At 56.3% G+C, this 24,077-nt stretch carries 26 protein-coding genes and 2 pseudogenes; 16 read left to right on the top strand and 12 right to left on the bottom strand.

Translation table 11 applies throughout. The features are described 5' to 3' along the window. Positions 1 to 88: 88 nt before the first annotated feature. Positions 89 to 847 (top strand): SDR family NAD(P)-dependent oxidoreductase, encoded by a 759-nt coding sequence (locus ACA044_RS17985; protein ID WP_497442605.1) that lies wholly within the window; start codon positions 89 to 91, stop codon positions 845 to 847. A gap of 47 nt (positions 848 to 894) precedes the next feature. Further along, positions 895 to 1,578, top strand: coding sequence for a glutathione S-transferase family protein (locus ACA044_RS17980; protein WP_497442604.1), 684 nt, complete (start codon positions 895 to 897; stop codon positions 1,576 to 1,578). 585 nt (positions 1,579 to 2,163) lie between these two features. On the opposite strand, the pseudogene ACA044_RS17975 reads toward ACA044_RS17980, so the two are convergent. Continuing rightward, positions 2,164 to 2,478, bottom strand: a pseudogene (locus tag ACA044_RS17975) (transporter substrate-binding domain-containing protein); the annotation flags it as partial. A 282-nt stretch (positions 2,479 to 2,760) separates the two neighbouring features. Continuing rightward, the gene (locus ACA044_RS17970; protein ID WP_497442603.1) at positions 2,761 to 4,224 is read right to left on the bottom strand and encodes an efflux transporter outer membrane subunit; all 1,464 of its coding nucleotides are present in this window, start codon (positions 4,222 to 4,224) and stop codon (positions 2,761 to 2,763) included. Positions 4,225 to 4,311: 87 nt separating this feature from the next. Between ACA044_RS17970 and ACA044_RS17965 the strand changes: the two genes are divergently transcribed. The 3 genes from ACA044_RS17965 (at position 4,312) to ACA044_RS17955 (ending at position 9,314) form a co-directional block, all read left to right on the top strand. Further along, complete coding sequence (locus ACA044_RS17965; protein WP_497442602.1) at positions 4,312 to 4,932, top strand: TetR/AcrR family transcriptional regulator; 621 nt, start codon at positions 4,312 to 4,314, stop codon at positions 4,930 to 4,932. A gap of 177 nt (positions 4,933 to 5,109) precedes the next feature. Then, positions 5,110 to 6,231: an efflux RND transporter periplasmic adaptor subunit gene (locus ACA044_RS17960; RefSeq protein ID WP_497442601.1), complete on the top strand. Its 1,122-nt coding sequence runs from the start codon at positions 5,110 to 5,112 to the stop codon at positions 6,229 to 6,231. Next, positions 6,228 to 9,314, top strand: coding sequence for an efflux RND transporter permease subunit (locus ACA044_RS17955; protein WP_497442600.1), 3,087 nt, complete (start codon positions 6,228 to 6,230; stop codon positions 9,312 to 9,314). The genes ACA044_RS17960 and ACA044_RS17955 overlap by 4 nt, the downstream gene beginning before the upstream one ends. A gap of 431 nt (positions 9,315 to 9,745) precedes the next feature. Here ACA044_RS17955 and ACA044_RS17950 read toward each other — a convergent pair. The 3 genes and pseudogenes from ACA044_RS17950 to ACA044_RS17940 all read right to left on the bottom strand — a co-directional run bounded on the left by ACA044_RS17950 (position 9,746) and on the right by ACA044_RS17940 (position 11,605). Beyond that, a pseudogene (locus ACA044_RS17950) lies at positions 9,746 to 10,794 on the bottom strand (tyrosine-type recombinase/integrase). Between the two features lies 1 nt (position 10,795). Further along, on the bottom strand, positions 10,796 to 11,038 hold the full coding sequence (locus ACA044_RS17945; protein ID WP_123368031.1) for a DUF4224 domain-containing protein: 243 nt from the start codon (positions 11,036 to 11,038) through the stop codon (positions 10,796 to 10,798). A 243-nt stretch (positions 11,039 to 11,281) separates the two neighbouring features. Beyond that, complete coding sequence (locus tag ACA044_RS17940) at positions 11,282 to 11,605, bottom strand: hypothetical protein (RefSeq protein ID WP_497442599.1); 324 nt, start codon at positions 11,603 to 11,605, stop codon at positions 11,282 to 11,284. Positions 11,606 to 11,715: 110 nt separating this feature from the next. Between ACA044_RS17940 and ACA044_RS17935 the strand changes: the two genes are divergently transcribed. Beyond that, positions 11,716 to 12,105, top strand: coding sequence for a hypothetical protein (locus tag ACA044_RS17935; RefSeq protein ID WP_497442598.1), 390 nt, complete (start codon positions 11,716 to 11,718; stop codon positions 12,103 to 12,105). Here the strand turns inward: ACA044_RS17935 and ACA044_RS17930 are convergent, their stop codons facing one another. Next, entirely contained in the window at positions 12,106 to 12,465 is a 360-nt protein-coding gene (locus tag ACA044_RS17930; RefSeq protein ID WP_497442597.1) for a hypothetical protein, read from the bottom strand. A gap of 391 nt (positions 12,466 to 12,856) precedes the next feature. Continuing rightward, positions 12,857 to 14,800: a DNA cytosine methyltransferase gene (locus ACA044_RS17925; protein WP_497442596.1), complete on the bottom strand. Its 1,944-nt coding sequence runs from the start codon at positions 14,798 to 14,800 to the stop codon at positions 12,857 to 12,859. Between the two features lie 59 nt (positions 14,801 to 14,859). On the opposite strand from ACA044_RS17925, the gene ACA044_RS17920 reads away from it, so the two are divergent. The 4 genes from ACA044_RS17920 (at position 14,860) to ACA044_RS17905 (ending at position 16,582) form a co-directional block, all read left to right on the top strand. Beyond that, positions 14,860 to 15,498, top strand: a complete 639-nt coding sequence (locus tag ACA044_RS17920) for a hypothetical protein (protein ID WP_497442595.1) — start codon at positions 14,860 to 14,862, stop codon at positions 15,496 to 15,498. Positions 15,499 to 15,694: 196 nt separating this feature from the next. After that, a complete protein-coding gene (locus tag ACA044_RS17915) occupies positions 15,695 to 15,886 on the top strand; it encodes a hypothetical protein (protein ID WP_497442594.1) in 192 nt (63 codons plus the stop codon). A gap of 64 nt (positions 15,887 to 15,950) precedes the next feature. Continuing rightward, on the top strand, positions 15,951 to 16,262 hold the full coding sequence (locus tag ACA044_RS17910) for a hypothetical protein (protein ID WP_497442593.1): 312 nt from the start codon (positions 15,951 to 15,953) through the stop codon (positions 16,260 to 16,262). A 95-nt stretch (positions 16,263 to 16,357) separates the two neighbouring features. Then, complete coding sequence (locus ACA044_RS17905; protein ID WP_497442592.1) at positions 16,358 to 16,582, top strand: hypothetical protein; 225 nt, start codon at positions 16,358 to 16,360, stop codon at positions 16,580 to 16,582. 11 nt (positions 16,583 to 16,593) lie between these two features. On the opposite strand, the gene yejK is transcribed toward ACA044_RS17905, so the two are convergent. Beyond that, on the bottom strand, positions 16,594 to 17,601 hold the full coding sequence (gene yejK, locus ACA044_RS17900) for a nucleoid-associated protein YejK (RefSeq protein ID WP_497442591.1): 1,008 nt from the start codon (positions 17,599 to 17,601) through the stop codon (positions 16,594 to 16,596). A gap of 132 nt (positions 17,602 to 17,733) precedes the next feature. Between yejK and ACA044_RS17895 the strand changes: the two genes are divergently transcribed. Next, the gene (locus ACA044_RS17895; protein WP_497442590.1) at positions 17,734 to 18,177 is read left to right on the top strand and encodes a hemerythrin domain-containing protein; all 444 of its coding nucleotides are present in this window, start codon (positions 17,734 to 17,736) and stop codon (positions 18,175 to 18,177) included. Here ACA044_RS17895 and ACA044_RS17890 read toward each other — a convergent pair. From ACA044_RS17890 to ACA044_RS17875, 4 genes are all read right to left on the bottom strand, one after another. Beyond that, the gene (locus ACA044_RS17890; RefSeq protein WP_497442589.1) at positions 18,174 to 18,515 is read right to left on the bottom strand and encodes a hypothetical protein; all 342 of its coding nucleotides are present in this window, start codon (positions 18,513 to 18,515) and stop codon (positions 18,174 to 18,176) included. The two genes, ACA044_RS17895 and ACA044_RS17890, sit on opposite strands and share 4 nt — an antisense overlap. An 81-nt stretch (positions 18,516 to 18,596) precedes the next feature. After that, positions 18,597 to 18,971 carry a hypothetical protein gene (locus ACA044_RS17885; protein WP_497442588.1) on the bottom strand — a complete coding sequence of 125 codons (375 nt, stop codon included), beginning with the start codon at positions 18,969 to 18,971 and terminating at the stop codon, positions 18,597 to 18,599. Position 18,972: 1 nt separating this feature from the next. Continuing rightward, complete coding sequence (locus ACA044_RS17880) at positions 18,973 to 19,407, bottom strand: hypothetical protein (protein WP_497442587.1); 435 nt, start codon at positions 19,405 to 19,407, stop codon at positions 18,973 to 18,975. After that, positions 19,404 to 20,795, bottom strand: a complete 1,392-nt coding sequence (locus ACA044_RS17875) for a Heme peroxidase (RefSeq protein ID WP_497442586.1) — start codon at positions 20,793 to 20,795, stop codon at positions 19,404 to 19,406. The genes ACA044_RS17880 and ACA044_RS17875 overlap by 4 nt, the downstream gene beginning before the upstream one ends. A gap of 121 nt (positions 20,796 to 20,916) precedes the next feature. Here ACA044_RS17875 and ACA044_RS17870 point away from each other — a divergent pair, with 121 nt between their 5' ends. The 5 genes from ACA044_RS17870 to ACA044_RS17850 all read left to right on the top strand — a co-directional run bounded on the left by ACA044_RS17870 (position 20,917) and on the right by ACA044_RS17850 (position 24,036). Then, positions 20,917 to 21,495 carry a recombination protein NinG gene (locus ACA044_RS17870; RefSeq protein WP_497442585.1) on the top strand — a complete coding sequence of 193 codons (579 nt, stop codon included), beginning with the start codon at positions 20,917 to 20,919 and terminating at the stop codon, positions 21,493 to 21,495. Next, positions 21,492 to 22,187, top strand: coding sequence for a hypothetical protein (locus ACA044_RS17865; RefSeq protein WP_497442584.1), 696 nt, complete (start codon positions 21,492 to 21,494; stop codon positions 22,185 to 22,187). Before ACA044_RS17870 ends, ACA044_RS17865 begins: the two co-directional genes overlap by 4 nt. A gap of 67 nt (positions 22,188 to 22,254) precedes the next feature. After that, positions 22,255 to 22,587: an outer membrane protein assembly factor BamE domain-containing protein gene (bamE, locus tag ACA044_RS17860; RefSeq protein ID WP_497442583.1), complete on the top strand. Its 333-nt coding sequence runs from the start codon at positions 22,255 to 22,257 to the stop codon at positions 22,585 to 22,587. Positions 22,588 to 22,725: 138 nt separating this feature from the next. Further along, positions 22,726 to 23,100, top strand: coding sequence for a hypothetical protein (locus ACA044_RS17855; protein WP_497442582.1), 375 nt, complete (start codon positions 22,726 to 22,728; stop codon positions 23,098 to 23,100). Between the two features lie 177 nt (positions 23,101 to 23,277). Further along, complete coding sequence (locus ACA044_RS17850; protein ID WP_497442581.1) at positions 23,278 to 24,036, top strand: hypothetical protein; 759 nt, start codon at positions 23,278 to 23,280, stop codon at positions 24,034 to 24,036. Positions 24,037 to 24,077: the final 41 nt, after the last annotated feature.

Raw genomic sequence — 24,077 nt, 5'->3', positions numbered from 1 at the left:
TTGGGCGTGGGTTACAAAGCTGTCATTGCCTATCTTGAGCAGGTCAAGAAAGCGCCGAAAGGCGCGCCTAACCTACCAGAGACAGTCCATGACCAACCAGATCGCACTCATCACTGGCGCCAGCCGCGGCCTTGGCCGCAACATGGCTCTTCAGCTCGCCAAGCGCGGCGTCCACATTATCGGCACCTATCGCAGCGGCGCGGCAGAAGCCGAATCGCTGAAGCAGGAGATCGAGGCGCAGGGCGGCAAGGCCGCGATGCTGCCGCTCGAAATCACCGATACTGCCAGCTATCAGGCTTTTTCTAACGCACTGACTGATACGCTGAAGACCGACTTCGGCCGCGAGCGTTTCGACTTCCTCATCAACAATGCCGGTAATGGCCTCTTTGCGAACTTTATTGACGCGACCGAGGACCAGTTCGGCTCACTGGTCGCCACGCACCTTCGCGGTCCGATTTTCCTGACTCAGAAGCTGCTACCACTCGTGGAGGACGGCGGTCGTATCCTGAACGTTTCCTCCGGCTTCGTGCGCTTTACTCTGCCGGGCTACAGCATTTATGCGGCGGTGAAGGCTGCAGTCGAGGTGCTGACCCGTTTCATGGCCGTAGAACTCGGTTCGCGCCGAATTCGGGTGAATGCGATTGCCCCTGGCGCCATCGCAACTGATTTTGGCGGTGGTGCGGTGCGCGACAATCAGGATGTGAACGCCTATGTGGTACAGGGCATCGCGCTGGGCCGTGTCGGTCTACCAGACGATATAGGCGGTGCGGTAGCCGCCATCCTGTCCGATGACATGGCCTGGGCTAATGGAACGACTTTTGACATCTCGGGCGGGCAGTTGCTCTAGCCACAGCCGCATTAACTCATCCGTCGCTGCCCTATCGAGAGACCATCATGCCGCACGCTCAACTTACGCTCATCAGTCATCCGTTGTGCCCGTTCGTTCAGCGAGCGGCCATCGTGCTGCTGGAAAAGAATGTGCCCTTTGAGAGAATCGATGTCGACCTCGCCGCTAAGCCAGATTGGTTCCTGGCGCTTTCGCCGACGGGAAAAGTGCCGTTACTCAAAGTAGAGCTGCCGGATAGGGCGCACGCGATACTCTTCGAGAGCATGGCCATTTGCGAATATCTCAACGAAACGCAGGGTGGTGTCAGCCTTTATTCCGACGACGCGCTCTCCCGCGCCCAACAGCGCGCCTGGGTAGAGTTTGGCGGCGCGGCGCTCGCCGATGCCTGGCAGTTCCTGAACGCCAAAGATCTCGCGATTGCTGACAGCAAGAAAGCTGCCTTTCGAGATAAATTGCAGCGGCTTGAGGACAAGCTTGATCAAGTGCCCTATTTTGCAGGAGCAGCGTTCGGCATGGTCGATGCGGTGTTTGCGCCTATCTTTCGTTACTTCGACTTGCTGAGCCCGGTCGTCTCCCAACCGATCTTCGACAACCTTCCCCGCGTATCAGCTTGGCGGGCTTCACTGGCAAACAGGCCAAGCGTCATCTCGGCCGTGGGGGACGATTACGCCAGTCGATTTCAGCAGCACCTTGTGAAGCAGCAGGCGATACTCTCAGGCTCAGTTTGTTAAAACCGTCCAGTAACGTGTACGGACATGCTCTCAATAATCCTGGAGCCTACTGGCTTGCGAGTATTGTCGGTCGCTGTCAGACAAAAATTGGCATACGCAACGATTCGCTAGATGGGACTACTGCGTGCGCAAGACAGAGCTTTTCTTCGCGCTGATCGATAGTGTTTACAGTCTCGGACAACTTGAGTTCACTGGGCATCTACACGATGTTTCACCAAAGTGAACAGTCAGAGGTGCTCGAGTGGTTCAGGTCGACGCTGCCGTTGAGAACGCTCGGAACAACGGACCGGATCTGATCATTGCGAAGTAGCTTGGCCATAGCGGTACCCGCATTCTTGTCCAGCGCTCGCACTTCCTAAGGACTGCTATCGGCCGATTCTGTTGAAAAAGTCGGTCTGCCCAAACCGCCTGATCATTGACTGGTGAAAACTGCTCGGCACGCTCTTTTGGCGTAGTCGGCTCAAGCCATTCCCTTGTTCCTGGGCTGATGGCTGTATGTAGCAATAATGTTCATGGCTTACCCTCCACGTTGAGTGAGAGCAAGGGGGGATAAGTGCGAGGCGGGCTTGCGTTGGTTCCGCGCTTTCATTGCCCGATGGGTTGATTATATCGATCCTGGATGCGCTCCAGCTTGCCCGAGTTGCGCAGCTGCTCCAGGGCGTTGGCCCAGGAGGCTACCAGTTCGTCGTCACAGTCGCGGCTGAAGGCGATGTACAGCGATGAGCGATAGAGCTCGATGGGGATCTGTCGCAGCGTGCCGGGGGTGATGTTCAACTGGCGGCTGTAGTAAGCCACCCCCGCAGCTGTGTCGCCGATGATGATGTCGGTGCGCCCGGCTAGCAGCATGCGATAGAGCTGCAGGCTTTCGGTTGCACTTTTTTCGAGGTTGTTGAAGCCGAGTTCTGCCTGGTGGGCTGTGCGGTGATCAAGGGTGGATCTGATTAAAAGGGGATCCAGTGTAGACCCTGACACACGTCAAACGCCTGATGCAGTCCCGTAAACCGTCAACACGGCGATTGATACATACGAACCGGCACGGGTGGCGCAGGATTTACAAGAGCGTTTAGCGGATTGCCTCTTATCGGTATCGGTTCGGACAAGTAATGACCGTCCGTTTATGGCCCGACAGCTGCCCGCCACGATAGGCAGCAGATGGCCAGGCGCTGACGCTTGCCGGTATGCTCATTGTGCACTCGAGATAAAACGGCCATTTGAGTCTTCGCGCTGCCAGCCGCCCAATGCTTTGAATGTGGCCACTGCAGCGCGAGCCGATTCGGTTTGTGCTTGGGCTCTACCATCAGATGCCGCTAAAAGGTTTTCATCGGCGTCCAATACTTCTATCAGACTGACAACACCTTTTTCATACGCGGTAAACGACGTCGCTCGTGCTTTCGCATAAGCAGACTCGCCCTGGGCTAGCTTTTCGGATTGCTGCTCGCGGTTGATCAGTGCCGAAAAAGCGGTTTCGACATCCTCGCAGGCCCGCAGAACTGACTGGCGGTAAACGGCTAACGCTTCGGCTTCTTGACCCTTCGCCAAGTCAATTTGGGCGTTGATGCGGCCAAAATCGAATAGCCTCCAGCGTAGTCCCAGGACCGCCGAGGCCTGACTGGCACCGTTGCTGAAAAGATTCCCGCTGGATACCGACGTAGCGCTGCCCAGCAGCGCACCCACAGAAAACTTGGGGTAATACTCGGAGATGGCTTCGCCGATTCGGGCATTCGATGCCGCCAGTCGGCGCTCAGCGACGATCAAATCTGGACGCCGACGCAGCAGATCGGCCGGAGAGCCTATGTCGGCGAGACTTGGCACATCAGGGATACGCGCCGACTTAATCAATTGCGCGCTGTAAGTACCCGGCGGTTTGCCTAACATGACATCCAGCGCATTCATCGCAGCTGCAAGGCCAGCCTGCAGTACCGGCACGGTTGCCTGTGCTTGATTCAGCGACCCTTGGGTCTGGTTCAACTGTAGTTCTGCAGCTAATCCTTTTGCATACAGGTGCTCGATGGTGGTGAGCAGTTGTTGTCGCGTGTCTACTTGCTTTCGGGCAATTTCCAGGCGTGCTTGCAGGCCACGGATGCTGATGTAAAGGTCTGCAGTCTGCGCTACCACCGCGAGGCGTGTGGCAACCGCTCCGGCTTGGGAGGCCTGATAGTCGGCGAAGGCTGCCTCTTTGCCTCGGCGTAGTCCGCCAAATACGTCCAGTTCCCAACCTGCATTCAGATTCGCCTCATAGGCGCTACCGTAGCGATTATAGGATGGGTCTGAACTCAGTACTTGGCCCAACGGTGTCTCCACGGACTGCCGGGCTCTGGCCGCCTGGCCATTGACTGTAGCCGATGGCAAAAGCGCTGCGTTAGCTGCCCCCAAACCCGCGTGAGCCTGCTCGATCCTTGCTGTTGCTTGAGCTAAATCGAGATTTTGTTCAAGTGCTCGATTGATCAGCTGACTGAGTACGGGGTCATTGAACGCGTTCCACCAAGCGGCGAGATCAGTTGGTGCTGCATCAACTTGGTGTGCTTCAGGTGTTTGCGCCAAAAAATGCTCAGGCAATTCCACATCGGGCTCTGAATAGTCAGGGCCCACTGCGCAACCCGCAACCATACCGAACCACAGCAAGACGGCAAAACGAGGAGGGTGCATGTGATACCTTCGGAATGATCGATTTGTGACGATATTACAATTTGGTCACAAGTTGTCAACCACCTTTAGGGTGCGTAAGCTGCTCGCATGAACCAGCCATCAGTTTCTTCGCCCAGCGCCCGTGGCCCAGCCGATCACGACATCCGAGACCAGATTGTCGCGGCGGCCAACGAACACTTCAGTCAATACGGTTACAGCAAGACAACAGTCTCCGACCTGGCCAAAGCCATCGGTTTTTCCAAGGCTTACATCTACAAGTTCTTCGATTCCAAGCAGGCGATTGGTGAGGCTATTTGTAGAAAATGTCTGTCGGAAATCGTTGCGGCTGTTGAGCAGGCCATCAATGTTGAGGGTATCTCCCCCACTGAGCGCTTTCGGCGGTTGGTCAAAACCTTGATCTCCAAGGGTGTAGATCTGTTTTTTAACGACCGAAAACTTTACGACATCGCGGCGTTCGCCGCTTCGGAAAGCTGGCCCAGCTCACGAGTTTATGACGCGCGTATCAAGAGCTTCGTGCTGCAGATCGTGCGAGAGGGGCGGGAACTCGGTGAGTTTGAGCGCAAGACACCGTTGGACGAGACAGTGGAATCGATTCATCTCGCTCTACGGCCCTTCATCAATCCTTTGCTGTTGCAGTACAACCTCGATGTTGTTGAAGAGGCTCCTGGGCTCATTTCCAACCTGATTCTACGCGGTCTGATGCCTTAAAAGGCTTGGCTGATGGATCCGTTGCGCATCCGCAGCAGCATGCGTATCTAAATAATCAGATCTCAAACCCTCAGTGTTGCCCTGATCATCAGGGCAACTTTCATTTGTCTGGATTGTGACTATTGACATAATTGGTCACTTGAATGAGCATGACGCATCCGCTTCCAAGAGGTCTCTATGATCCAGCGCTGCCACATGTCATTCATTTTCATTGGCTTATTGCCGTTTGCCTTAGCCGCATGCAACGAGGCCATACCTTCAGATCCTCGCCTCCAAACGCCCTTGGTGCGCATCGCGGTGGTTCAACCCTCAGCGCCTGCAGATCGCGTATTCACCGGTATCGTCGCAGCTCGAGTTCAGAGCGATCTCGGATTTCGAGTTCCTGGCAAAGTGCTGGAACGTCTGGTGGACACTGGGCAGAGCGTCAAGCGCGGGCAGCCACTGATGCGAATCGATGCTAATGATCTGGCGCTGAACGCGCGGGCGCAGCAGGAAGCGGTGATGGCCGCCATGGCCCGATCCCGGCAGGCCTCCGATGACGAGCTTCGCTACCGTGATTTGGTGTCTGTGGGTGCTGTATCGGCTTCTGCTTACGCAGGGTTCAAAGCCGCTGCCGACTCGGCGAAAGCGCAGCTTAACGCGGCCAAAGCCCAGGCTGATGTGGCGAGAAACTCTACCGGCTATTCGACGTTGCTGGCTGATGCTGACGGGGTTGTTGTGGACACCTTGGCAGAGCCGGGGCAGGTGATAGGCGCAGGTCAGGTAGTGGTACGTGTTGCCCATTCTGGGCAGCGCGAGGCGGTGATCCAGTTGCCTGAAACGCTACGTCCTGCGTTAGGGTCGTCGGCGACGGTTGAACTTTATGGGCAAAACCAACGTGCAGGCAGCGCGCGTTTACGCCAGTTGTCCGATTCGGCTGACCGGCAAACCCGTACATTTGAGGCGCGCTATGTGTTGGAGGGCGCGCTTGCTGATGCCATCCTGGGTTCGACCATCTCAGTTGCTATAGGCGGTACGCCAGTCGCCAATTCCAATGAATTACAAGTGCCTATCTCTGCCCTCTACGACGCGGGTAAAGGTCCTGGTGTCTGGGCCGTTGGAGGCGAGCCTGAGCAGGTGACGTGGCGCCCTGTCACGGTCCTCAGCCTAAGCAATGCAGAAACTGCTCGAGTTACGGGCAACCTCCAGATCGACGATCGTATCGTCGCGCTGGGCGCGCATCTGTTAAGTGAAGGGGAGCGGGTCAGGTCTCAAATGGCAGTCAGCGCCCAAGCACCGGTGGCCGAGGTGCGCCGATGATCGGGTTCAATCTGTCCGCACTAGCGGTGCGTGAGCGTTCGATCACGCTGTTCTTGATTCTGCTGATTTCCGTAGGTGGGCTGTATGCCTTCTTCAAACTGGGGCGGGCGGAAGACCCAGCCTTCACCATCAAACAAATGACAGTGGTTACTGCTTGGCCTGGGGCGACTGCTCAGGAGATGCAGGACCAGGTGGTTGAAAAGCTGGAAAAGCGCATGCAGGAACTGCGTTGGTACGACCGGACCGAGACCTTTACCCGGCCAGGCTTGGCTTTCACCACAGTTTATCTGCTCGACGGCACGCCGCCTGCCGCCGTCCCGGAGGAGTTTTACCAGGCACGCAAGAAAATCCTTGATGAGGAGAAGGGGTTGCCGTCCGGGGTGATCGGCCCGATGGTCAATGATGAGTATGCCGATGTCACCTTCGCTCTATATGCGCTAAAGGCCAAGGGTGAGCCGCAACGCTTGCTGGTGCGCGAGGCCGAGGTCTTGCGCCAGCGCCTGCTGCATGTGGCGGGGGTGAAGAAGGTCAATATCATCGGTGAGCAGTCCGAGCGCATTTTTGTCGAATTTTCATACGAGCGTCTGGCGACACTGGGTGTTTCCGCTCGAGATATCTTCAGTGCGATGAACGCGCAGAACATGATGACTCCGGCCGGTTCGGTTGAGGCGAAGGGCCCACAGGTTTTCATCCGACTGGATGGTGCGTTTGATGACTTGCAGAAGATTCGAGATACGCCGCTGGTAGTGCAGGGCAGAACCCTCAAATTATCCGATGTGGCTGAGGTCAAGCGTGGTTATGAGGACCCTTCTACGTTCTCGGTGCGCAACAACGGAGAGCCGGCATTGTTGCTCGGCGCAGTGATGCGCGATGGCTGGAACGGCCTTGATTTAGGTAAGGCGCTCGACGCCGAGACAACGTCGATCAATGAGCAAATGCCTTTAGGCATGACGCTGACCAAGGTCACCGATCAGGCGGTGAATATTGGCGGGTCCGTTAACGAGTTCATGGTCAAATTTTTCGCGGCGCTAGGGGTGGTGTTGCTGGTGTGCTTCCTCAGCATGGGTTGGCGAGTCGGTATCGTCGTCGCTGCGGCGGTGCCGTTGACCCTGGCTGCGGTGTTCATTGTCATGGCCGCCACAGGTAAAGACTTTGACCGGATTACGCTGGGATCGTTGATTCTGGCGCTGGGGCTACTTGTGGACGATGCAATCATTGCCATTGAAATGATGGTGGTGAAGATGGAGGAGGGCTACGACCGAATCAAAGCGTCCGCCTATGCCTGGAGCCATACTGCTGCCCCCATGTTGTCGGGCACGCTGGTCACTGCCATAGGCTTTATGCCCAACGGTTTTGCCAAGTCCACAGCCGGTGAATACACCGCCAATATGTTCTGGATCGTCGGCATTGCGCTCATTACCTCCTGGGTGGTGGCAGTGGTGTTCACACCTTACCTGGGCGTCAAACTGCTGCCGCAGATCAAGGTGCCTGAGGGGGGGCATGCAGCGATTTACGGTACACCGAATTACCTGCGTTTCAGGCGTCTGTTGGGGGCGGTTATTCGCCGTAAAGGCCTTGTAGCGATATCCGTCGTGGCCTTGTTCATTGTGGCGGTTCTTGGCATGGGCTTGGTGAAGAAACAGTTCTTCCCTACATCAGACCGGCCCGAGGTGCTGGTTGAGGTGCAGATGCCGTACGGGACGTCGATCGAGCAAACCGATTCGGCGGTGGCCAAGGTCGAGGCGTGGTTGGCAAAACAACCGGAGGCTCGGATAGTTACCGCCTACATTGGTCAGGGCGCGCCACGCTTCTATCTGGCGATGGCACCTGAGTTGCCCGATCCTTCGTTTGCAAAAATCGTCGTGCTGACGGCGAGCCAGGAAGAGCGCGAGGTGCTCAAAATCCGGCTGCGGCAAGCCGCGGCTGATGGTTTGGCGCCTGAAGCACGGGTGCGTGTAACACAGTTGGTGTTCGGTCCTTATTCGCCGTACCCGGTGGCCTTTCGGGTTATGGGCGCGGACCGGACAGTGTTGCGCGATATCGCCGCACAGGTGCGCGAGGTCATGGCTGCTAGTCCCATGATGAGAACCGTCAACACAGACATGGGCGAGCGCGCGCCGGCACTCCATCTCACACTGGATCAGGACCGTTTGCAGGCCTTTGGCTTGACCTCCACTGATGTTGCTCAGCAGCTGCAGTTCCTGTTGACCGGAGCGCCTGTTACCCAAGTGCGTGAAGACATCCGTTCGGTCCAGGTGGTCGCTCGCTCTGCGGGAAATACACGTCTGGATCCTTCAAAAATTGACGCCTTCACGCTGACTGGTGCTCAGGGTCAACGGGTACCGCTGTCTCAGGTTGGGACGGTGGATGCGCGCATGGAGGAGCCCATTCTGCGGCGCCGTGACCGTACTCCAACCATCACCGTACGCGGTGATGTAGCTGAAGGTCTTCAGCCACCAGATGTCTCCAGCGCCGTGATGAAGCAACTGCAACCGGTCATTGAACAGTTGCCTGTGGGCTACCGGATTGAGTTGGCAGGTGCGATCGAGGAGTCGGGTAAAGCGAACAAGGCATTGCTGCCGTTGTTCCCGATCATGATCGCGCTGATGTTGCTGACCATCATTATTCAGGTGCGCTCGATGTCGGCGATGATCATGGTTTTCGCCACCGCGCCCCTGGGACTGATTGGTGTGGTGCCGATTCTTCTGCTGTTCCAACAGCCGTTCGGGATCAACGCCTTGGTGGGACTGATTGCGTTGTCAGGGATTCTGATGCGCAACGCGCTGATCCTTATCGGTCAGATTCATTCCAATGAGAAAGCCGGTCTGGCGTCTTATGACGCATTGGTCGAAGCCACTGTACAGCGGGCGCGGCCGGTGATCCTCACGGCGATGGCAGCGATGTTGGCGTTCATTCCGCTGACCCATTCGGTGTTCTGGGGCACGCTGGCGTACACGCTGATTGGCGGTACGTTTGCCGGTACAGTGCTGACATTGGTGTTCCTGCCAGCGATGTACTCCCTCTGGTTCAAGATCAGATCTGAGTCTGCAAGTGATGTGGATGCGCGTACTCAATCCGCATGAGCAATGCGAGCCTGGACCGTTTCGAGACGCAGAGGAGAACTGAGATGACTTCGTTTTTTCTGCGAAAACTACTCTAGAGCCAGTTTCTCAGGAATTTAGGTGCAGGCGACAGGCCATTCGAAAAGCTAGCCGCCGGTCGAAAAGCAAGACTTCATCCAAGGTGTGGGCTGGAGTGTGGGCTGTGAGGTTTTGTCAAACCCCAGAAACGACAAAGCCCTGAATAATCAGGGCTTTGTCGTACATAAGATGGCGGAGGCGATGGGATTCGAACTCATGGACCTGTTACAGTCGACGGTTTTCAAGACCGCTATTTAAAGGCGCTAAATTAGCGGTGTGTAGCTTTTTTTCGTTCCATTACTTTCAATTTTCGGCATCGCTACAGACCGCATTCTACAAGGGGTCTACTTTGAGTTATGGAACGCTTTTTTTCGCTATTTTGACGGTCTGGCAATGGCGCCGACGCGGCGATAAACCCGCTCGGTGATGTCACCTTTGGTGTGCCCCAGCAGTAGACTTGCCTCTCCGACATCGGTGATTTCTGAAGCTGCCTTTGGCCTGATATCCCGGAACTGAAAGTCCCCGATCCGACCGGCCAGAAGTTCATCGCCAGCTTTGATCGCTTCCAATCTTGCTTTCTCCCTCGCGGCGTCCCAGCGTTTTCTCAGCATCGTTGCGGTCATTCGCTTGCCGTGACGACTGAGGATCAGGTAGTTCGAAACATGCCGAGCGTTGCGCTCGGTTATTTCAGCAATCAGCCGCCCCAGGCTATTCGCCTCGCCGCCGGTGGTCATCTGAATCCGCAGCTTCTTGTGCGTCTTGTTCTGTTGCACGCCCAAGTATCCCCCCTCTGCATCATCCTTTCGCATCACCAGGACATCTGCCGGTCGTTGCCCGGTGAGGTAGGCCAGGTCCATCGCGTCTTTCAGCTCTTGAGCTGCCTTCTTGTAAACCGCATCCCACACCACATCATTTGCGTAGTAGTCCCGCGGCGTTTCCTTGTTTTTGCGTACGCCCTGGCAGGGATTTTCCTTTGTCGTCAGCCCCCATTCCCGAGCGATATTGAAAACGTGGGAGAGGGTGGCGATCTCCCTATTCGCCCGAACCTTTGCCGTCCGAGCATCCCGGTACCCGGCAATCGTGGCCGGGGTGATTGAGTCAATGGGAGCGCTGTCGAACATCGGCCGTAGCTGTTTGATCTCCGACAGGTTGTCCTTCTGGGTTCGCGGTGCTTTTTTGGAGACGATATCGCGGATGTACCTGTCGAAGATGCCCTTCATGGTGCGCAGGTCGAGCGGTTTTTCCTTGGCTTCGAGTTCTGCCCATTGATCCGGGCCTTGTCCAGATCCTTGCCCAACGGTATGTCTTTGCCCAATAGGTCGCGGTAGTAATACGCGGTCCACACATCACCGCTTTTCCGCTTGCGGGAGCGCTGATACATCCGTGGGGGAAGGTGGTGATACTCGGTCTTGCGGGGTCGCATATCAGTTCACTCGCGAGAAGTCTGGCGTCCATGCCGGAGCTGCCGGCGGTGGGTTAGGGTCAGCGATGGCGGGGGAGATCATGCCCAGCTTCATGCGGGCATACATCCGTCCAACCAGGGGCCGCTTGCCGCGGCTTTCGACGAACACCCAATGGCGATCTGTTAGCCAGCGCCGCTGGTAGGCCCGGGCCTTGTAGCCGGTGAGATCCGCCAGCTCTTCGTCTGAGAGAATTTCGGTTTCCATAGCGATGCTCCCTGCCGCGCTTGGCGGCAGAAGGTGGGGAGGGGTTATTTGCGGCGCTGGAATTCAGTGCAACGGACGATCACAGTCTGAGCGTCCCGGGCTAGCGCCGGCATGGTGTTGAAAGGAAGGTGGCTGCAATTGTGGTGGGCGTGGACGCAGGTCGCGCACATGCCGCCTTTGGGTTGGTGTGTCATCGTCGGGGCCCCTTGTAGCAGTACACATAGGCGAACCAGGCAAGGGCGATCATGGCGTCACCTTCCGGACCCATACGCAGATCGGCCCGTCTTCGGTGTCGTGGATCGAGAAGATGAACCAGCCTTCTCCAGGAGGATTGCTTGGGTTCCACGGCGTGCAGTCGCAAAGCCCCTCATCAGCCCACGTTTCGAAGAGTCCTTCTGGGCCGTCGCTTTCCATCTCGATGCAGATGACTTCAAACCCTTGAACCGCGAACCAGGTCTTCGGGATCGAGTCTTCGTCGCCGTCGCGCGGCCAGGCTGGGTGAGTCCAGAAGCCTATCTCGTCGCGTTCGACTGGCAGTTGTTGGATCACAGCACTTTCTTCAGGCATAACTGTTCCTTTGCCGCTATAGCGGCTGACTTTGAAGGGGGAGGGAGTTATCTGCTGTGCTTTACTGGTGTCACGCCTGCGCATCGCAAGCCGTGAAAGGATGTTTCGCTTTGGTTCGATATATTCCGATTCTGCTGGCACTGCCGTTGGGCGCAGCGTTTGCGTATGAGCCCGAGCGAGCAGTAAACAATCTTGCGCATGAACTGGCTGAGTGCGCCGGCTTCTATGTGATCTCAGTGAAAGTTCTTCAGGCTCAAGCCCCGGAGCTAGCTGAGCGGAGTGACAATGCCGCGGATAGTGCCTTGGAGTACTCGAAAGCTCTCACGAGCGAGAAGCTGACTCGCGCCAGAACCGAAATGGCAATCAAATCGATGATGAAAGATATCGATAATGACGCCACGAACTATTCGATTCTTCTAAATAAATACGCTGATAGATGCGGTGAAGTTGTCTCTGATCCGGTGAAGCGAATGGAGTACTGGAACAAGAAGCAGGACTGATCATCCTGCAATCTCCATCGATACCAGATCATGGGAGGCGGGCTTGTCGATCCTGGCAGCCAGTGCCTTGTTCCGTAGCTCATCGAGGAAGCTGCACATCTGACGCTGGGTGTGCATGGTGCGGTGCTTGCCGTCTTCGCAGATACGCTGTACTTCGGCTCGAAATTCCTCCTGCTTGGCGAGCTGCCTTTTCAGTACGTCCGGATCGTTCGGTCCACCCCAAGTCGGCTTGAAGGTCTGATGCATAGCGTTTTCCAGCTTCTTCAGTTCGCCGAGGAGCGTCATGTTCTGGAGCATCCCGCAGCGCTCCATCAATGCGTAGATGGCCTTGTCGCTCATTTCGTTGGTCCACTCGTTCATACAACCTCCTTGGTTTCAGTTAGATCATGGGTATTCACAACCGTTATGCCGACGGCAGCGATTTTGTTTTCTGTGGGCATGGGAATACCTCATTGATATGCTCGCGGCTTCGATGGGAGGGAAGCCATGGCAGTTGAAGTTGATTCGAAAGGGCGACCAATTGACCAGCAGTGCAAACACTGTGGTCGACTGTTCACTGCAAAGCGTCTGCGAAAGCATCTCGACACATGCAAGGGGCCCGAAGGAGTGAGGGTTTGTGACCTGTCGGGTGCTGCCAGAGCCCGGCGCTTGCGACTGTTGTTCAGTCCAAAGAAGAAAAAGAAGAAAGGTCGCAGCGTGTTCACAGTCGGGGGCGGTGCCTTCGGTCTGGGGAAGAGCCGAAAGCACTGAGTTACGCAGCTTTCGCTTGCCGCTCGACGGTACGCCACGGATCGTTGGCCCGGGCCAGCGCAGCCATCGGCGGCGGGCTTACACTGTTGCCGCACATGTGCACCTGCTGGGTCTTGGTGAACGGCTTGCCGTCGGCGCCGTGACTGATGATGTAGTCGGCGGGAAAGCCTTGAGCCTTGTACAGCTCGGCCGGTTGCAGCATCCGCAGGCAGATGTCGACGATCACATACGGCGTTCCCTTGATGGTCACGGTGACCAGCGCCAAGCGATCCTTGGTGGTGATGGTCGGTGCTGGCTCACCGACGCCGCTCACGTTCTCGGTGCCGTAGTAGCTGATCAGGAATGCAGCGACCCGCAGCGCGCCCTCTTCATGTTCCGGAGAAAGCGTGTACTGGATCAGCGCGTGGTGCTCGGCGCCGGCTGTCATCGTCGGTACGGGTTCATCGATCCCGCGGCCGATGCAGTTCTTGCGCAGCGTTGCGAGATTTGCTGTCACCAGCTGCTGCTGGCTGCCGGTGTTGGTCACCGTGCTCATCGGATCGACGATGCTCTTGGCGTCGGTGGTGTTGAAGCCTCCGTTCATCTGGGCCATGAACACCGTCGAGATGCCCATTGCGTGGGCAGCACCAGCCGGGCGTTGATAATTTCCGCCGCTGGTGATCGTCGGCAGTGGTTCGTCGAGTGCCTTGCCTTCGTCAGCAAACCGGAACTTCACCAGGTGCGCTGACGCTATCGCGGTGTCGGCCTTCGCCGTGATCGTATAGAACGGCTCATTGCCTGGACGTGGTTCGGTTTGTCCAGCGCGGCCACCTACACCGACCATTACCGAACTGATCAGTGTCAGTTCCCCACGGTTTGCACAGGTGACTGTCGGTAGCGGGGCGTGCGGGTCGTTGATTCGGACACTGCCATGATGCGTGGCTGGCGCGATGATCGGGCTGGCTACGGCGAATGATCCACCTCGTGGCCAAGAGGTCACGGTGCGCAGCGGGTCGTGCGCTGACTGAACGCTTTCACCGGACCAGTTCGCAATTGGCACGATGAACGGGTCGGCCGTATCTATAACGAATTTCTTCATGCCCTTGGCTATTCGCTGTAGGGTGGCAGGCGCCAGCGGTTTCGGCCGGTCGAAGATGCTTTTGCTCGGGATCGTCCAGTCGATGCACTCGGCAGCGGTGCGCCACTTCTGCTGGCCCTTCACAGGGTGCTTGGCGTGTGTTGGCGCTGGCCAGACAATCGGCTCACCGTCACAGCGGGCAATCATGAATAGGCGTTCCCGGCTGGTCGGCGCGCCGAAGTCGCAGGCTTTAATAACGCGCCACTCAACGACATAGCCCAGGTGCTGCAGCTCGGCGACGGACGTAGCCCAAGTCTGGCCGCGGCGCTTCGGGTCAGGCACCAGGAACTGCTGGTGGACAGGGACTACTTCACCAGGCTCGGCGATGCTGCCGCCCAACTTCATTACTCGGCCGGTCGTCTTGCAGCGCTTGGCGATCAGCGGCCCCCATTGGAGGATCTGTTTCACGTTCTCGAGGCTGATCACGCGAGGCTTCTTCTTGCCGGCCCACTTCAAGCCGATCCACGACAGATTGCGAATCTCACGCTTGCGCGGCTGGCCCCCGGCGGCCTGGCTGTGATGCGTGCAGTCCGGCGACATATGAAACCAGCCGACTGCCTTGCCGCCGCACTCGGTGTCCGGATCACCGTCGAACACGTCGGTGGTGTAGTGCACGGCGCCAGGGTGATTCACGGTGTGCATGCTGATCGCCTGAGGGCTGTGGTTCTTCGCGACATTCACCGCGCGCCCCAGCCCCATCTCCAGCCCAGTGCCGGCACCGCCGCCACCGCAGAAGAAGTCGACAACGATCTCATCGTCCTGAGTGCTGAAGCCGAGTCCGTATTGAGTTTTGAAATCGAAGGGGTGTTTCTTCTGTTGTGCGGACATGAGATATCCTTCCGGGTCACGAATCAGATAGTTTGAGAAAACGGGTTAGGGACTGCCGAATGAACGATAAAAAAATAGCTAGAAGTCAGTTCGATACAGTTTTGAGTTTTGGACTGATAAGTATTTTTGCTTTGCTTGCGGTGCTTCTTTGGTTTTACTTCGATGTTTTTGATGGAGGCATATCAAAGAAAGCTGATAGTTGGTCAGCTTTTGGATCTTTTTTTGGGGGCGTGTTCGGCCCCGTTATTTCTTTGGTCACCCTGTTCGCAATATTGAGAACGATAGAGATACAGAAGCACCTCCTCCTCATCCAAAGGCATGAATTTGAAGAGCTAAGCTCTCAGCAAGTGCGCTCTCATCAGGCTCAAGTCGATCAGGCTAATTTTTCAAAATTATCGGACTACAAGTCTCATCAACTGCAGTTGCTGGATCAGCAAATAACAATGTTTGAGCGAATGCTGGATAGATATAACGCTGAAGGCGCGAGACAATTCGAACTGGGCAGAAAGTCGGGAGTTCCAAGAACTGAGAAGCTCATAGAGGTTGACAGGAACATTCAATCGACAGAGGAACAGGTAGGTAAGCTCATACAGCTCTCTGTCGAAATATCTCTAGGCGAGTTTGAGAGCATCGAGCAGCTAAGTCTAAAGATGAACAAAGAATTGAAGGACATCGAGCCGAATCTTTTCAAGGATTGAAAAAACCACTTAATGCCCCCTTGGACACAATGGTGAGGGTGGACCAGCGGGCGCTGGTACGAACGCCGGAAAAACTGACGACAGTCGCCCCGGACAATTTGTAGGGAGACATAGAGGATCCTCGCCGGCTGGCGTGATTCGTTGAAGTGGGGTATTTGTGTTCAGCCCGGTATGGAGCCGGATCAAGGAGCTTCGAATGAGCAACCAAGCGCAAATCGATGCGATCGAGCATCTGCTTCTCGCCGTCCTGAAATCGAACCAAATGAGCTTGTCGGCCCATAAGGCTTTCGAAAGCGCTCAGGCTTCACTGATGGGGAGCGATGGTCCTGGCACTACGCAAAAGACTGCCGCTGTCGAATACTTGAATCATCTCAAGCGACAGCTCTGAAAAATCTGTGCGCAGCCCTGCGCAATAGGTGAGGGTGGGGCAGCGCCTTTTCTGGGAGCAAACAATGCGAAAAATCATACTGCTGGTGTTTATGACGCTGCTCGCCGGATGCACCACAGGTGAGTTGATGTCGGATATTCGGCCAGGCATGACGAAGGACGAAGTAACTAGTGTTCTTGGTAGACCGGATGGATATCAGTCACGCGGCGAATTTGAAGCCTTGAAGTACTCGCATCGTCTGGCTAGCGGCTGGGCTTGGGACCGTGCCGACTATTTTGTGATCCTCAACGCAAACAAGGTTGTGGAATACGGAACTGGCGAGGTTCGAGTTAAAGACATGAGCAGCAATGTCCTATTTTTGGTCCCGCTCAGATAGCCCGCCATCTTCCGTGACCGTATGCGGTTGGCGTGATTCAAGTTTGTGGGCTATTGGTTGATGGCCCGGCATGAGGCCGGTTCAAGGAGGAGCAAATGGTTACTGACTACAGCAAGGGGCGCTATAACGTTTTCGGACCAGCAGGACGTCAGATCGGTTGTATCGATGAAGACGAGTTTGTCCGCCAAGAAGACGAGCTCATCTATCGAATCGATGGCGATGAAATCTATTCGATGCAGGGCAAATACCTTGGCTTTATCGATGATGGCTTTGCTCGATCCCCGAGTGGTGACTTGCTGTTTACCATCGAGCCGGAATGAGTGAATTGTCCTCAGGCGACTGCGCGCTTGAGCTGATCGGTGAGCTGACTTGGCAGACCCCGCAGCGTCAGCGTGCCGCCAGCTTCGTCAAACTCGACTTTGGAGCCAAGCAGGTGCTGCTCGAAGCTGATCGAAAGACCGTCTGCGCGGCCAGTGAAGCGCCGGAATTTGTTCAGGGTCTTCTTGTCCGGCGGGAGCGAAGCCGAAAGGCCGTAGTCTTTGCCCTGGATGAAGTCGGCAAACGCTTTGGGCTGATCGTCGTCGAGCACTTCGGACAGCTCATCAATAGTGAGCGGCTCGCCTAATTTGGCCTGCGCCATTGCATAGCTGACCAAGGTGTTGGTCTTCTCGCGGGCGACAGCCTCGCCGAGGTCTTCGCTTTCAACGAAATCACTGAACGCCTTGAGCAGGGTTTGGGTCTCGCCCGGGCCGTCGATCCCTTCCTGACAGCCGATGAAGTCGCGGAAGTACTCATTAGCCCTGCGGCCGTTCTTGCCCTTTATGAACGAAATGTACTGGCGCGACTGAGGGTTGCTCTTCCATTCGCTGAGGTTGATGCGCGCGGCCAGCTGAATGTGGTCCAGATCGAGCCGCCGGATAGGCATCAGCGTCAGCCCGTCGGTCATGATCACCGCTTCGGTTTCCTGTACCAGGGCGATGACCAAATAGTCGGTCATTCCTTGCAGGTAATGGCAGAAGAGCACGTTGCCGCCTACCGTCAGGCTGGATTCTTCCATTAGTTTTTGTAGATGCTCGACGGCGGTGCTGCTGAACCCCATAAAGTCATCAGTGCCAGCCAGGTACCTGCCGAGCCAGCCGCTAAATGGATGGGCGCCGGATTCAGCATGGAAGAAACCCCAGCCTTTCCCGGGCTTCGCGTTGTAGCTTTCGTTGAACTGTTGAATCAACTCGTCGCGGGCCTGGCTTTCGACCAGTTCGCCTGCGCTACGGTGAAGAATTGCAGGGTTGCCGTCGGGCTTCTTGTCGATTTTATGAATCACGGTGTGGAGAACGGGCATTGCGAATTCCTCGGGTAGGCGCCGCCCTCCGTGACCGGATGCGACAGTGGGGTGGTTGTGGAACCGGCGATCTCGTGAAGAGGTCTAGTCAGAAGTGCTTCCGTATTTGGAAGTGATCCTGGAGAAACGCCATTGAATATCTTTGAAGCTTTGCGTGAGAGCCATGAACGGCAGCGCAGCTACGCTGATGCACTTATCCAGACCAGTGGAGAAAGCCCGGAGCGCGTCGAGGCGTACAAACAGCTCAAATCTGAGCTCCAAGCTCACGAAACTGCGGAAGAGCGCTTTTTCTACATGCCGCTAATGGAGTACGACGACGGTGTGGACTTGAGTCGTCACGCCATTTCAGAACACCACGAAATGGATGAGTTGATGGAGCAGCTGGACGAGATAGAGATGTCCACCCCCAGCTGGCTGGTTACCGCCAAAAAGCTCTCTGAAAAAGTGCATCACCACTTGAAAGAGGAGGAGCAAAAGTTCTTCCAGCTGGCTGGTAAGATTCTGGACGATAAGCAGAAAGAGTCGCTGGCTGTTGGGTACACCAAGGAATACAAGGAGCAGCTTTCCGCCACTTAACTCTGAAGCGCATTCATCATGTGCTTCGGTAGGTCGTCTGGGTCTTTACTTAGCTCGCGCAGGCTTTCCCGTTCAAATGCCCGCGACACGTTTTCGCTAAATACGATTTCGTGTCGCGGGATTGCCATCACCTTGGCCGACCCGTTCGGGCCCAGGGCATGCGCGTTCAGGATTAGCGTCTGCATGGCCTCGAACTGATGCTCGATGCTGTTCCACTCCATCAGCTCCTTTAGCATCTTCTTCGTGCCAGCCCGCACACGAAGGCGTAGCTCCTCTTCGCCAACCTCCGCGCGCTTCAGCGCCGCATCCTTCGATCGTTCCTGTCCACTCTTGGCCATGGCCTACCTCTTCTATCCCGCTGGCCGGCATCGCCAGCCAGGTTTGTCGTTTACGTTGCTGTGCGCGGGCGCTGGTTCGTCTCACCGAAGCTTTCCGCCTTGAGCCAGTTCGATTCGGTACTTCGCGGCGATCTGCTCGACCTGAGGCGTCGTCAGTTTTTCGCCCAGGGCGCGCAGCTTGTTGCGCACATCGATGGGCGTGCGGCGCACGGTGCCGAACTCGGTGGACACTGTTGCGTTCTGGCGGACCAGCTCAGCGCGTTCGCTCTCCTTTCGGGTGAATTCGCGGCGGGCGCCGTTGCGCTGAGTGATGGCCGAATTCCAGACACTGATTGGCCGGTACCTGGTTTCGCTCAGGCCGCACTGGCGAATCTGTCCGCCAGATGCGAGGAAGGCCGCTTTTGCGGCCTCCAGTTGGGCTTGGCGGTCGTAGCCAAGCTGAATGAGTGTGTCCATTTCAGGATGCTCGGGAGTTGAGGGTGATGCCGTGGAAGCGGGCGATTCGGCGTAGGGTCATGCGGCTGATGCCCATTTGTTCGGCGATGGCGACCTGGCTGATGTTGGCCTTGGCCAGCCGACGGATACGCGGGACCAGCTTCGCTTCTTCCTTGCGCCGATCCCCAAGGGTGGCGTCGGTGGTCGTGGCGAACTTGATGTCGTGCAGGCCGGCGATGTAGTTGATGGTCCGGGTAGATTTGCCCAGGGCCTTTGCCGCAGCGCAGACCCCTGCTTCAGTAAACCCGCGAATCGCTTCAACCAGTTCGGCGTCCACCGGCGGCACGACGGCGAGCAGAGGGTCTGGATAGGCCCTGATTGCATCGGCCACGACCTGCACCTGGCCGCCGGCCGATTCGAACTGGGCGATGGCTTGCTGCAGTTCGGCCGCGTTCATGCTGCTACCTGCGCCAGCCTCACGCCGGCCATGCTGAACTTGGAGCCTTGGTCAGCGACAAGCGCATCGAGCGCTTCCCAGTTGACGGATAGAACCGATAGAGGGGCTTGGCCGTAAGCCACGGCCTTTACCAAAGCCTCAAGATCGAAGACCTCAGCCTGCAAATTCACCGCCTGGCCGACTGGTGCCGCCACCGGTTTAGATGCCACCTGAACTACTGGCGCCGGCTTCACTGGTGCGGGTGTCACAACGGGCGCAGGTTCAACAACAGGCGCGGCGGCTAGCCTCGCCTTTTCTTCGTCGGCGATCCGCTGAAGTTCTTCCTCGCGGATTTTCTTCCGAGTGGCTTCGGCTTTCTCTTCCTCGGCTTTCTTGTGTTCCGATATCCGCACCTTGATCAGCGCGACCAGGTCATCGTTCGCCTTCAGTACAAGCACCTGAATGTCGTTGAACAGGAAGACATAATCGGCGGCCAGTTCGACCAAGCTGGCGAGGTTGGCGCGAATACTGTCGCCGACCTGGCTGGCAGCGATCTTCGCTCGGGCAAGTTCCGAGTCAGCGGCATCGCGCAGACTGCTGATGGACTTTTTGCCCTTGATGGCGCCGGCGAAGTCAGCGGGCACGACCGGCATTCGGGCCTTGCCACCCAGCGAGGTGTTGATCTGATCGATGTGCGCCTGCAACGCCTTGGCTGCATCCATGACGATGTCTTCGCGGATGCTGAGCTTGCGAGCCTTGACCAGCCTTTCCAGTTCGAGGCGCTTTCTGCGGGCTTCGGCGCTGATCTCATCGATAGTGCGGAAAAGCGCGTCGATGCTTTCGGTTTGGCTCAGTGCATGCTGCTTGGCCGCGGCCAGGCGCTCTTCAACATCGCCACACCATTTGACGGTCTTCTCAGCGTCCGCGAAGTGCTGGTCGGTTTCCAGTTCAGTGTTGATCGAGTCAAAGACCGCGAGCGAGTGAGCCTTAAACTGCTCCAGGTTGCTGGCGGTAACCATGCCGGTGACTTCGATACGCAGCGCCGGCAGGCTGTCCGGCGTCTTACCGACAGCTTCCGGCACGACCTCGACCGGCGTGAAGTCGAGCAAGTCGGCTTGGAACTGTTTCCATCCGGCAATGAGTGTCGCGGCGCGGCCAGGCACCGGTGTGTATTCCATCGACACGAAATTGTCTTCGGTCCCATCGGAGCAAACGAAGATCACTTTCTCGGCGCCGCTCACCAGCAGTTGCTGTTCGAGCTGCCAGTAGTAGTGCGGGTCCAGGTTGCCGGTCAGTACGTCGGCGGCGAGCTGCTCGTTCCACATTTTGTGCTCGAACAGTGTTTCGCCGAGCATGGTGCAGCCGTCGAGCGAGGCGAGCAGGTCATCGCGTACGCCGGTCCCGGCCATGGTCAGGGGGGTGGTGTGCTCACAGCGAAATTGGCGATCGGCTGCCATTCGCAGAAACAAGCCTGATGCCCTTGCGTGGCGACTTCTCCCATGAGCAGCAGAAAGCCAAGGAGGCGGAGCCATGCGCATAGCCGTCGGCAAGATCTACAAAAAGACGTGTAAGAACGTTGCCTGCGCGATTCGGTTCGAAACGCCGCGTCCGATGCAGGTGGTTTGCAGTCCGTTGTGCGGCCTGGCAATGAAGCATGTGAATCAGGAGAAGGCGGGCAAGTCACTGGCCCAGATCGAGCGCAAAGAGATCAAGGCCCGCAAAGAGAGGCTCAAGAGCCGGGCCGATCACATGCGGGAAACGCAGGTTGTATTCAACGAGTGGATTCGCCTGCGTGATGCCGCGCTGCCGTGCGTGAGCTGCGGCCGTCACCACGAAGGCCAGTACCACGCCGGGCATTACCGGACTGTGGGAGCGAACCCCGAGTTGCGCTTCGAACCGCTCAATGTTTGGAAGCAGTGCGCGCCGTGCAACAACCACAAATCCGGCGACATCGTGAACTACCGAATTGAGCTGGTGAAGCGCATCGGCGCCGACAAGGTGGATTGGCTCGAAGGGCCGCATGAGCCCAAGCGCTACACCATCGAAGAACTGAAAACCATCAAGGCCGAGTATCGGGCAAAGACCAGGGAATTTAAGGGGGCAGCATGATCTATCCAAGCGTACTGAACGCGGTTGTTTCGGCTCTCGCTGCCGAAGCCATCGACAACACCAGCAAACAGGCATGGCAGAAGCTGTACAACTCTGCTGACGAGGAGGAGGGCGGCGACTTGGCGACGCTGGTTCGTTCACGCGGTGCCGACACCATCGATCGCACTCAGGTGGACTGCTGGGTATCCGCGCGGCTTCACAGTAACCTCGATCCGAAGCACTGGAATGCGTTGGTGGCGAAGTACAGCGCCCACAAGGCGCGCAAGGTGCAAGCCATCTCGGCATTGCAGGCCCTGATTAGCACCCCGGCGCCGAAGCTGTTCCTGTACAAGGCGACCACCGCCTGGGCTATCCCGCAGCTGAAGGGCGCCCGACCGAAGGTTGTCAGTTCGGTGTCGGTCGAGCTCCCGCTTGATGCCCCTGACTGGCGCCGGGAATCGATGGTGAAGGCCGCCGTGGCTGCCGGCCAAGCCAAGGCGAAGCGGGACGACTCCCGCTCTGCCGACATGATCGTCCTGAAGGACAGCTTTTACGACATGAACACCTGGGACAACGATGGCACGCCGGAGTCGACTCGGCGCCGCTGGAGACAGTCCATTCAGAAGTCGGCGGATGATCTGGTGAACGAGGCGCTAGCCCATGCCGGCGATATTCTGGAGGCGGAAGGGCTCCTGATGGATAGTGCTGCGTGAGCTTTAGCGCGGGACAAAGAAACGTCCTTTGCTACAGTCTACTGATCAGCAAACAGGAGTGCATGCTATGCGCTATATGGAGTTGGTCGGGGTGGTAAGTTTAGCGGTTGCTGTATCGTCATGTGCAAGCAGTGGAAACAAGATCAGTCAAAGCCAAATTGATCAGATAAAAATTGGCGAGACCACATTCAATCAAATGATTGAGATCTTTGGCGCGCCTGTTGGGCAGGGCTATGGAAGTGAAGGGCATCTGACTGCCAATTGGATGTACATATATGCTGGGCCGTTTGGCTCAGGAATGGAGCAACAAGTCCTTGCCGTCTATTTCGATGATAAGGACAAAGTGCAAAAGTACAACTTGCTCAACCAGTCACCCGATGGGGTTCGATTGGGAAGATGAGATTCACAAATCCTATTGACATCACTGAGCGGATGAGCGAAATTAATCCCATCCTGTCATTCCTGCGCGTTAAGGATTGACCAAAAAAGCCCGGCAGATGTCGGGCTTTTTTGTACATAGCCCTTGAGGATCGAGCACATGGAAATGTGGGAGTTGGTCAGACGCCTTATTGCTGGGGCAAATGGTGGGGGTCAATCGTTCACGCCTGGTTTGATCTGCGACCTTTACCATCGTGATTTGGTTGCGGCGAAACAGGAAATTGGTCTCACCTATCAAGAAGTCTTGGACTTGGCTGATTGTCTTTCTGAGCAAATGCAGGAAGAAGGCCTCATGCGGCCAGCCGGTGTAAGAGGTGGATGCGTGGCGATACTGGGCGCGATGGAGCGCACTGAGTTTGGCGAAGAGCTTTATGAAGCCCTTGGTGGGCGTGGCATCGTCAGCTTCTTCGAGGGCATGCTCGCGGAAGTTGATGCTGGCGAAATCCGAAGGCTCCTGCACCAGTTAAACTCCTGAGTTTCCTTTGCTTTATCCAGAACCCGGCAATTGAGTCGGTTTTTTTATTGCGTGCAAAATTGAGTTTTGAAGCTACGATCAATTTGATTGCACTCTAAGCAATTTTTCGATTTTTGTTGTGGTGAATTGACCAGCGCAATCCTGAGTTAGATAAATTTTGCTAAACAGGAGCACGAGATGAAACTTCCAGAACCGCTACTCTCTGCTGTGCAAAGGTATTTTGACTCTCATCACCCGCACTGGCATCTCGCTAGAATGAGAGAGGCTGAGATGGAAACTGCGGATGACAAAGTTGCCTGGGACGCAGCGCGAAAAATGTTTCCTGATTTGAAATTTCGAGATGAACCTGGAGCAGGTGCAGAGTTCCTGACTTTCCATCGAGAAATGATGCGAGAGTATAAGTGGCTGCTTAATAAGTATCCTACAAAGGTGGCTTATGATCCGTGGTCCACAATTCCTCATGACGTTCGAGACTTCCTAGAAACCAATTACAACCTCCCCGTCGAGGAGGGGCTGAATACAATTTCAGACCTGACTTTATCTGGGTTGCTTTCTGATATAGGTGGATTTATTGAGCCAAGTCCAGCTGGTAATTATTCAGGGGGTGGTGGTTTACATGACCTTTCTCACGGTGCAGTCAGTGCGCTAGAAAAGAAGAAGAAATTACCAAAAAAGTTCAGTATGGGTTCCCCAAGTACCGCCCATCGAAATATTGTGTTCTATCAATTGCACGGTTGGATTGATGAGTGCTATGCCGCTTGGCAGCGCGCCCATGGCGAGAGTCCTGATCTTTCTCCGAAGGAACCCTCAGAAATGCATGGCGTGCATGGCATGGTAGAGCTATCTAATGTAGACACATTAAACGATGTAATTAGTGCTGTTGACAGACTGTTAAAGTTTGATCGTCATTTTTTGAAAAAAACAGGCAGTCATTGACAACGCTTATACATAAAAATTTTTATCATCTCTTCTTGTGC

The sequence above is a fragment of the Pseudomonas sp. LBUM1673 genome (genome assembly GCF_059695645.1).
Note: the sequence above shows the minus strand (reverse complement) of the source record. Positions and strands in the feature narration are given on the sequence as shown.

Coding starts and splice junctions, on each gene's coding strand:
- ACA044_RS17985 (WP_497442605.1), top strand. CDS start 89: ATGACCAACCAGATCGCACTCATCACTGGCGCCAGCCGCGGCCTTGGC.
- ACA044_RS17980 (WP_497442604.1), top strand. CDS start 895: ATGCCGCACGCTCAACTTACGCTCATCAGTCATCCGTTGTGCCCGTTC.
- ACA044_RS17970 (WP_497442603.1), bottom strand. CDS start 4,224: ATGCACCCTCCTCGTTTTGCCGTCTTGCTGTGGTTCGGTATGGTTGCG.
- ACA044_RS17965 (WP_497442602.1), top strand. CDS start 4,312: ATGAACCAGCCATCAGTTTCTTCGCCCAGCGCCCGTGGCCCAGCCGAT.
- ACA044_RS17960 (WP_497442601.1), top strand. CDS start 5,110: ATGATCCAGCGCTGCCACATGTCATTCATTTTCATTGGCTTATTGCCG.
- ACA044_RS17955 (WP_497442600.1), top strand. CDS start 6,228: ATGATCGGGTTCAATCTGTCCGCACTAGCGGTGCGTGAGCGTTCGATC.
- ACA044_RS17945 (WP_123368031.1), bottom strand. CDS start 11,038: ATGGAAACCGAAATTCTCTCAGACGAAGAGCTGGCGGATCTCACCGGC.
- ACA044_RS17940 (WP_497442599.1), bottom strand. CDS start 11,605: ATGCCTGAAGAAAGTGCTGTGATCCAACAACTGCCAGTCGAACGCGAC.
- ACA044_RS17930 (WP_497442597.1), bottom strand. CDS start 12,465: ATGAACGAGTGGACCAACGAAATGAGCGACAAGGCCATCTACGCATTG.
- ACA044_RS17925 (WP_497442596.1), bottom strand. CDS start 14,800: ATGTCCGCACAACAGAAGAAACACCCCTTCGATTTCAAAACTCAATAC.
- ACA044_RS17920 (WP_497442595.1), top strand. CDS start 14,860: ATGAACGATAAAAAAATAGCTAGAAGTCAGTTCGATACAGTTTTGAGT.
- ACA044_RS17915 (WP_497442594.1), top strand. CDS start 15,695: ATGAGCAACCAAGCGCAAATCGATGCGATCGAGCATCTGCTTCTCGCC.
- ACA044_RS17910 (WP_497442593.1), top strand. CDS start 15,951: ATGCGAAAAATCATACTGCTGGTGTTTATGACGCTGCTCGCCGGATGC.
- ACA044_RS17905 (WP_497442592.1), top strand. CDS start 16,358: ATGGTTACTGACTACAGCAAGGGGCGCTATAACGTTTTCGGACCAGCA.
- yejK (WP_497442591.1), bottom strand. CDS start 17,601: ATGCCCGTTCTCCACACCGTGATTCATAAAATCGACAAGAAGCCCGAC.
- ACA044_RS17890 (WP_497442589.1), bottom strand. CDS start 18,515: ATGGCCAAGAGTGGACAGGAACGATCGAAGGATGCGGCGCTGAAGCGC.
- ACA044_RS17885 (WP_497442588.1), bottom strand. CDS start 18,971: ATGGACACACTCATTCAGCTTGGCTACGACCGCCAAGCCCAACTGGAG.
- ACA044_RS17880 (WP_497442587.1), bottom strand. CDS start 19,407: ATGAACGCGGCCGAACTGCAGCAAGCCATCGCCCAGTTCGAATCGGCC.
- ACA044_RS17875 (WP_497442586.1), bottom strand. CDS start 20,795: ATGGCCGGGACCGGCGTACGCGATGACCTGCTCGCCTCGCTCGACGGC.
- ACA044_RS17870 (WP_497442585.1), top strand. CDS start 20,917: ATGCGCATAGCCGTCGGCAAGATCTACAAAAAGACGTGTAAGAACGTT.
- ACA044_RS17865 (WP_497442584.1), top strand. CDS start 21,492: ATGATCTATCCAAGCGTACTGAACGCGGTTGTTTCGGCTCTCGCTGCC.
- bamE (WP_497442583.1), top strand. CDS start 22,255: ATGCGCTATATGGAGTTGGTCGGGGTGGTAAGTTTAGCGGTTGCTGTA.
- ACA044_RS17855 (WP_497442582.1), top strand. CDS start 22,726: ATGGAAATGTGGGAGTTGGTCAGACGCCTTATTGCTGGGGCAAATGGT.
- ACA044_RS17850 (WP_497442581.1), top strand. CDS start 23,278: ATGAAACTTCCAGAACCGCTACTCTCTGCTGTGCAAAGGTATTTTGAC.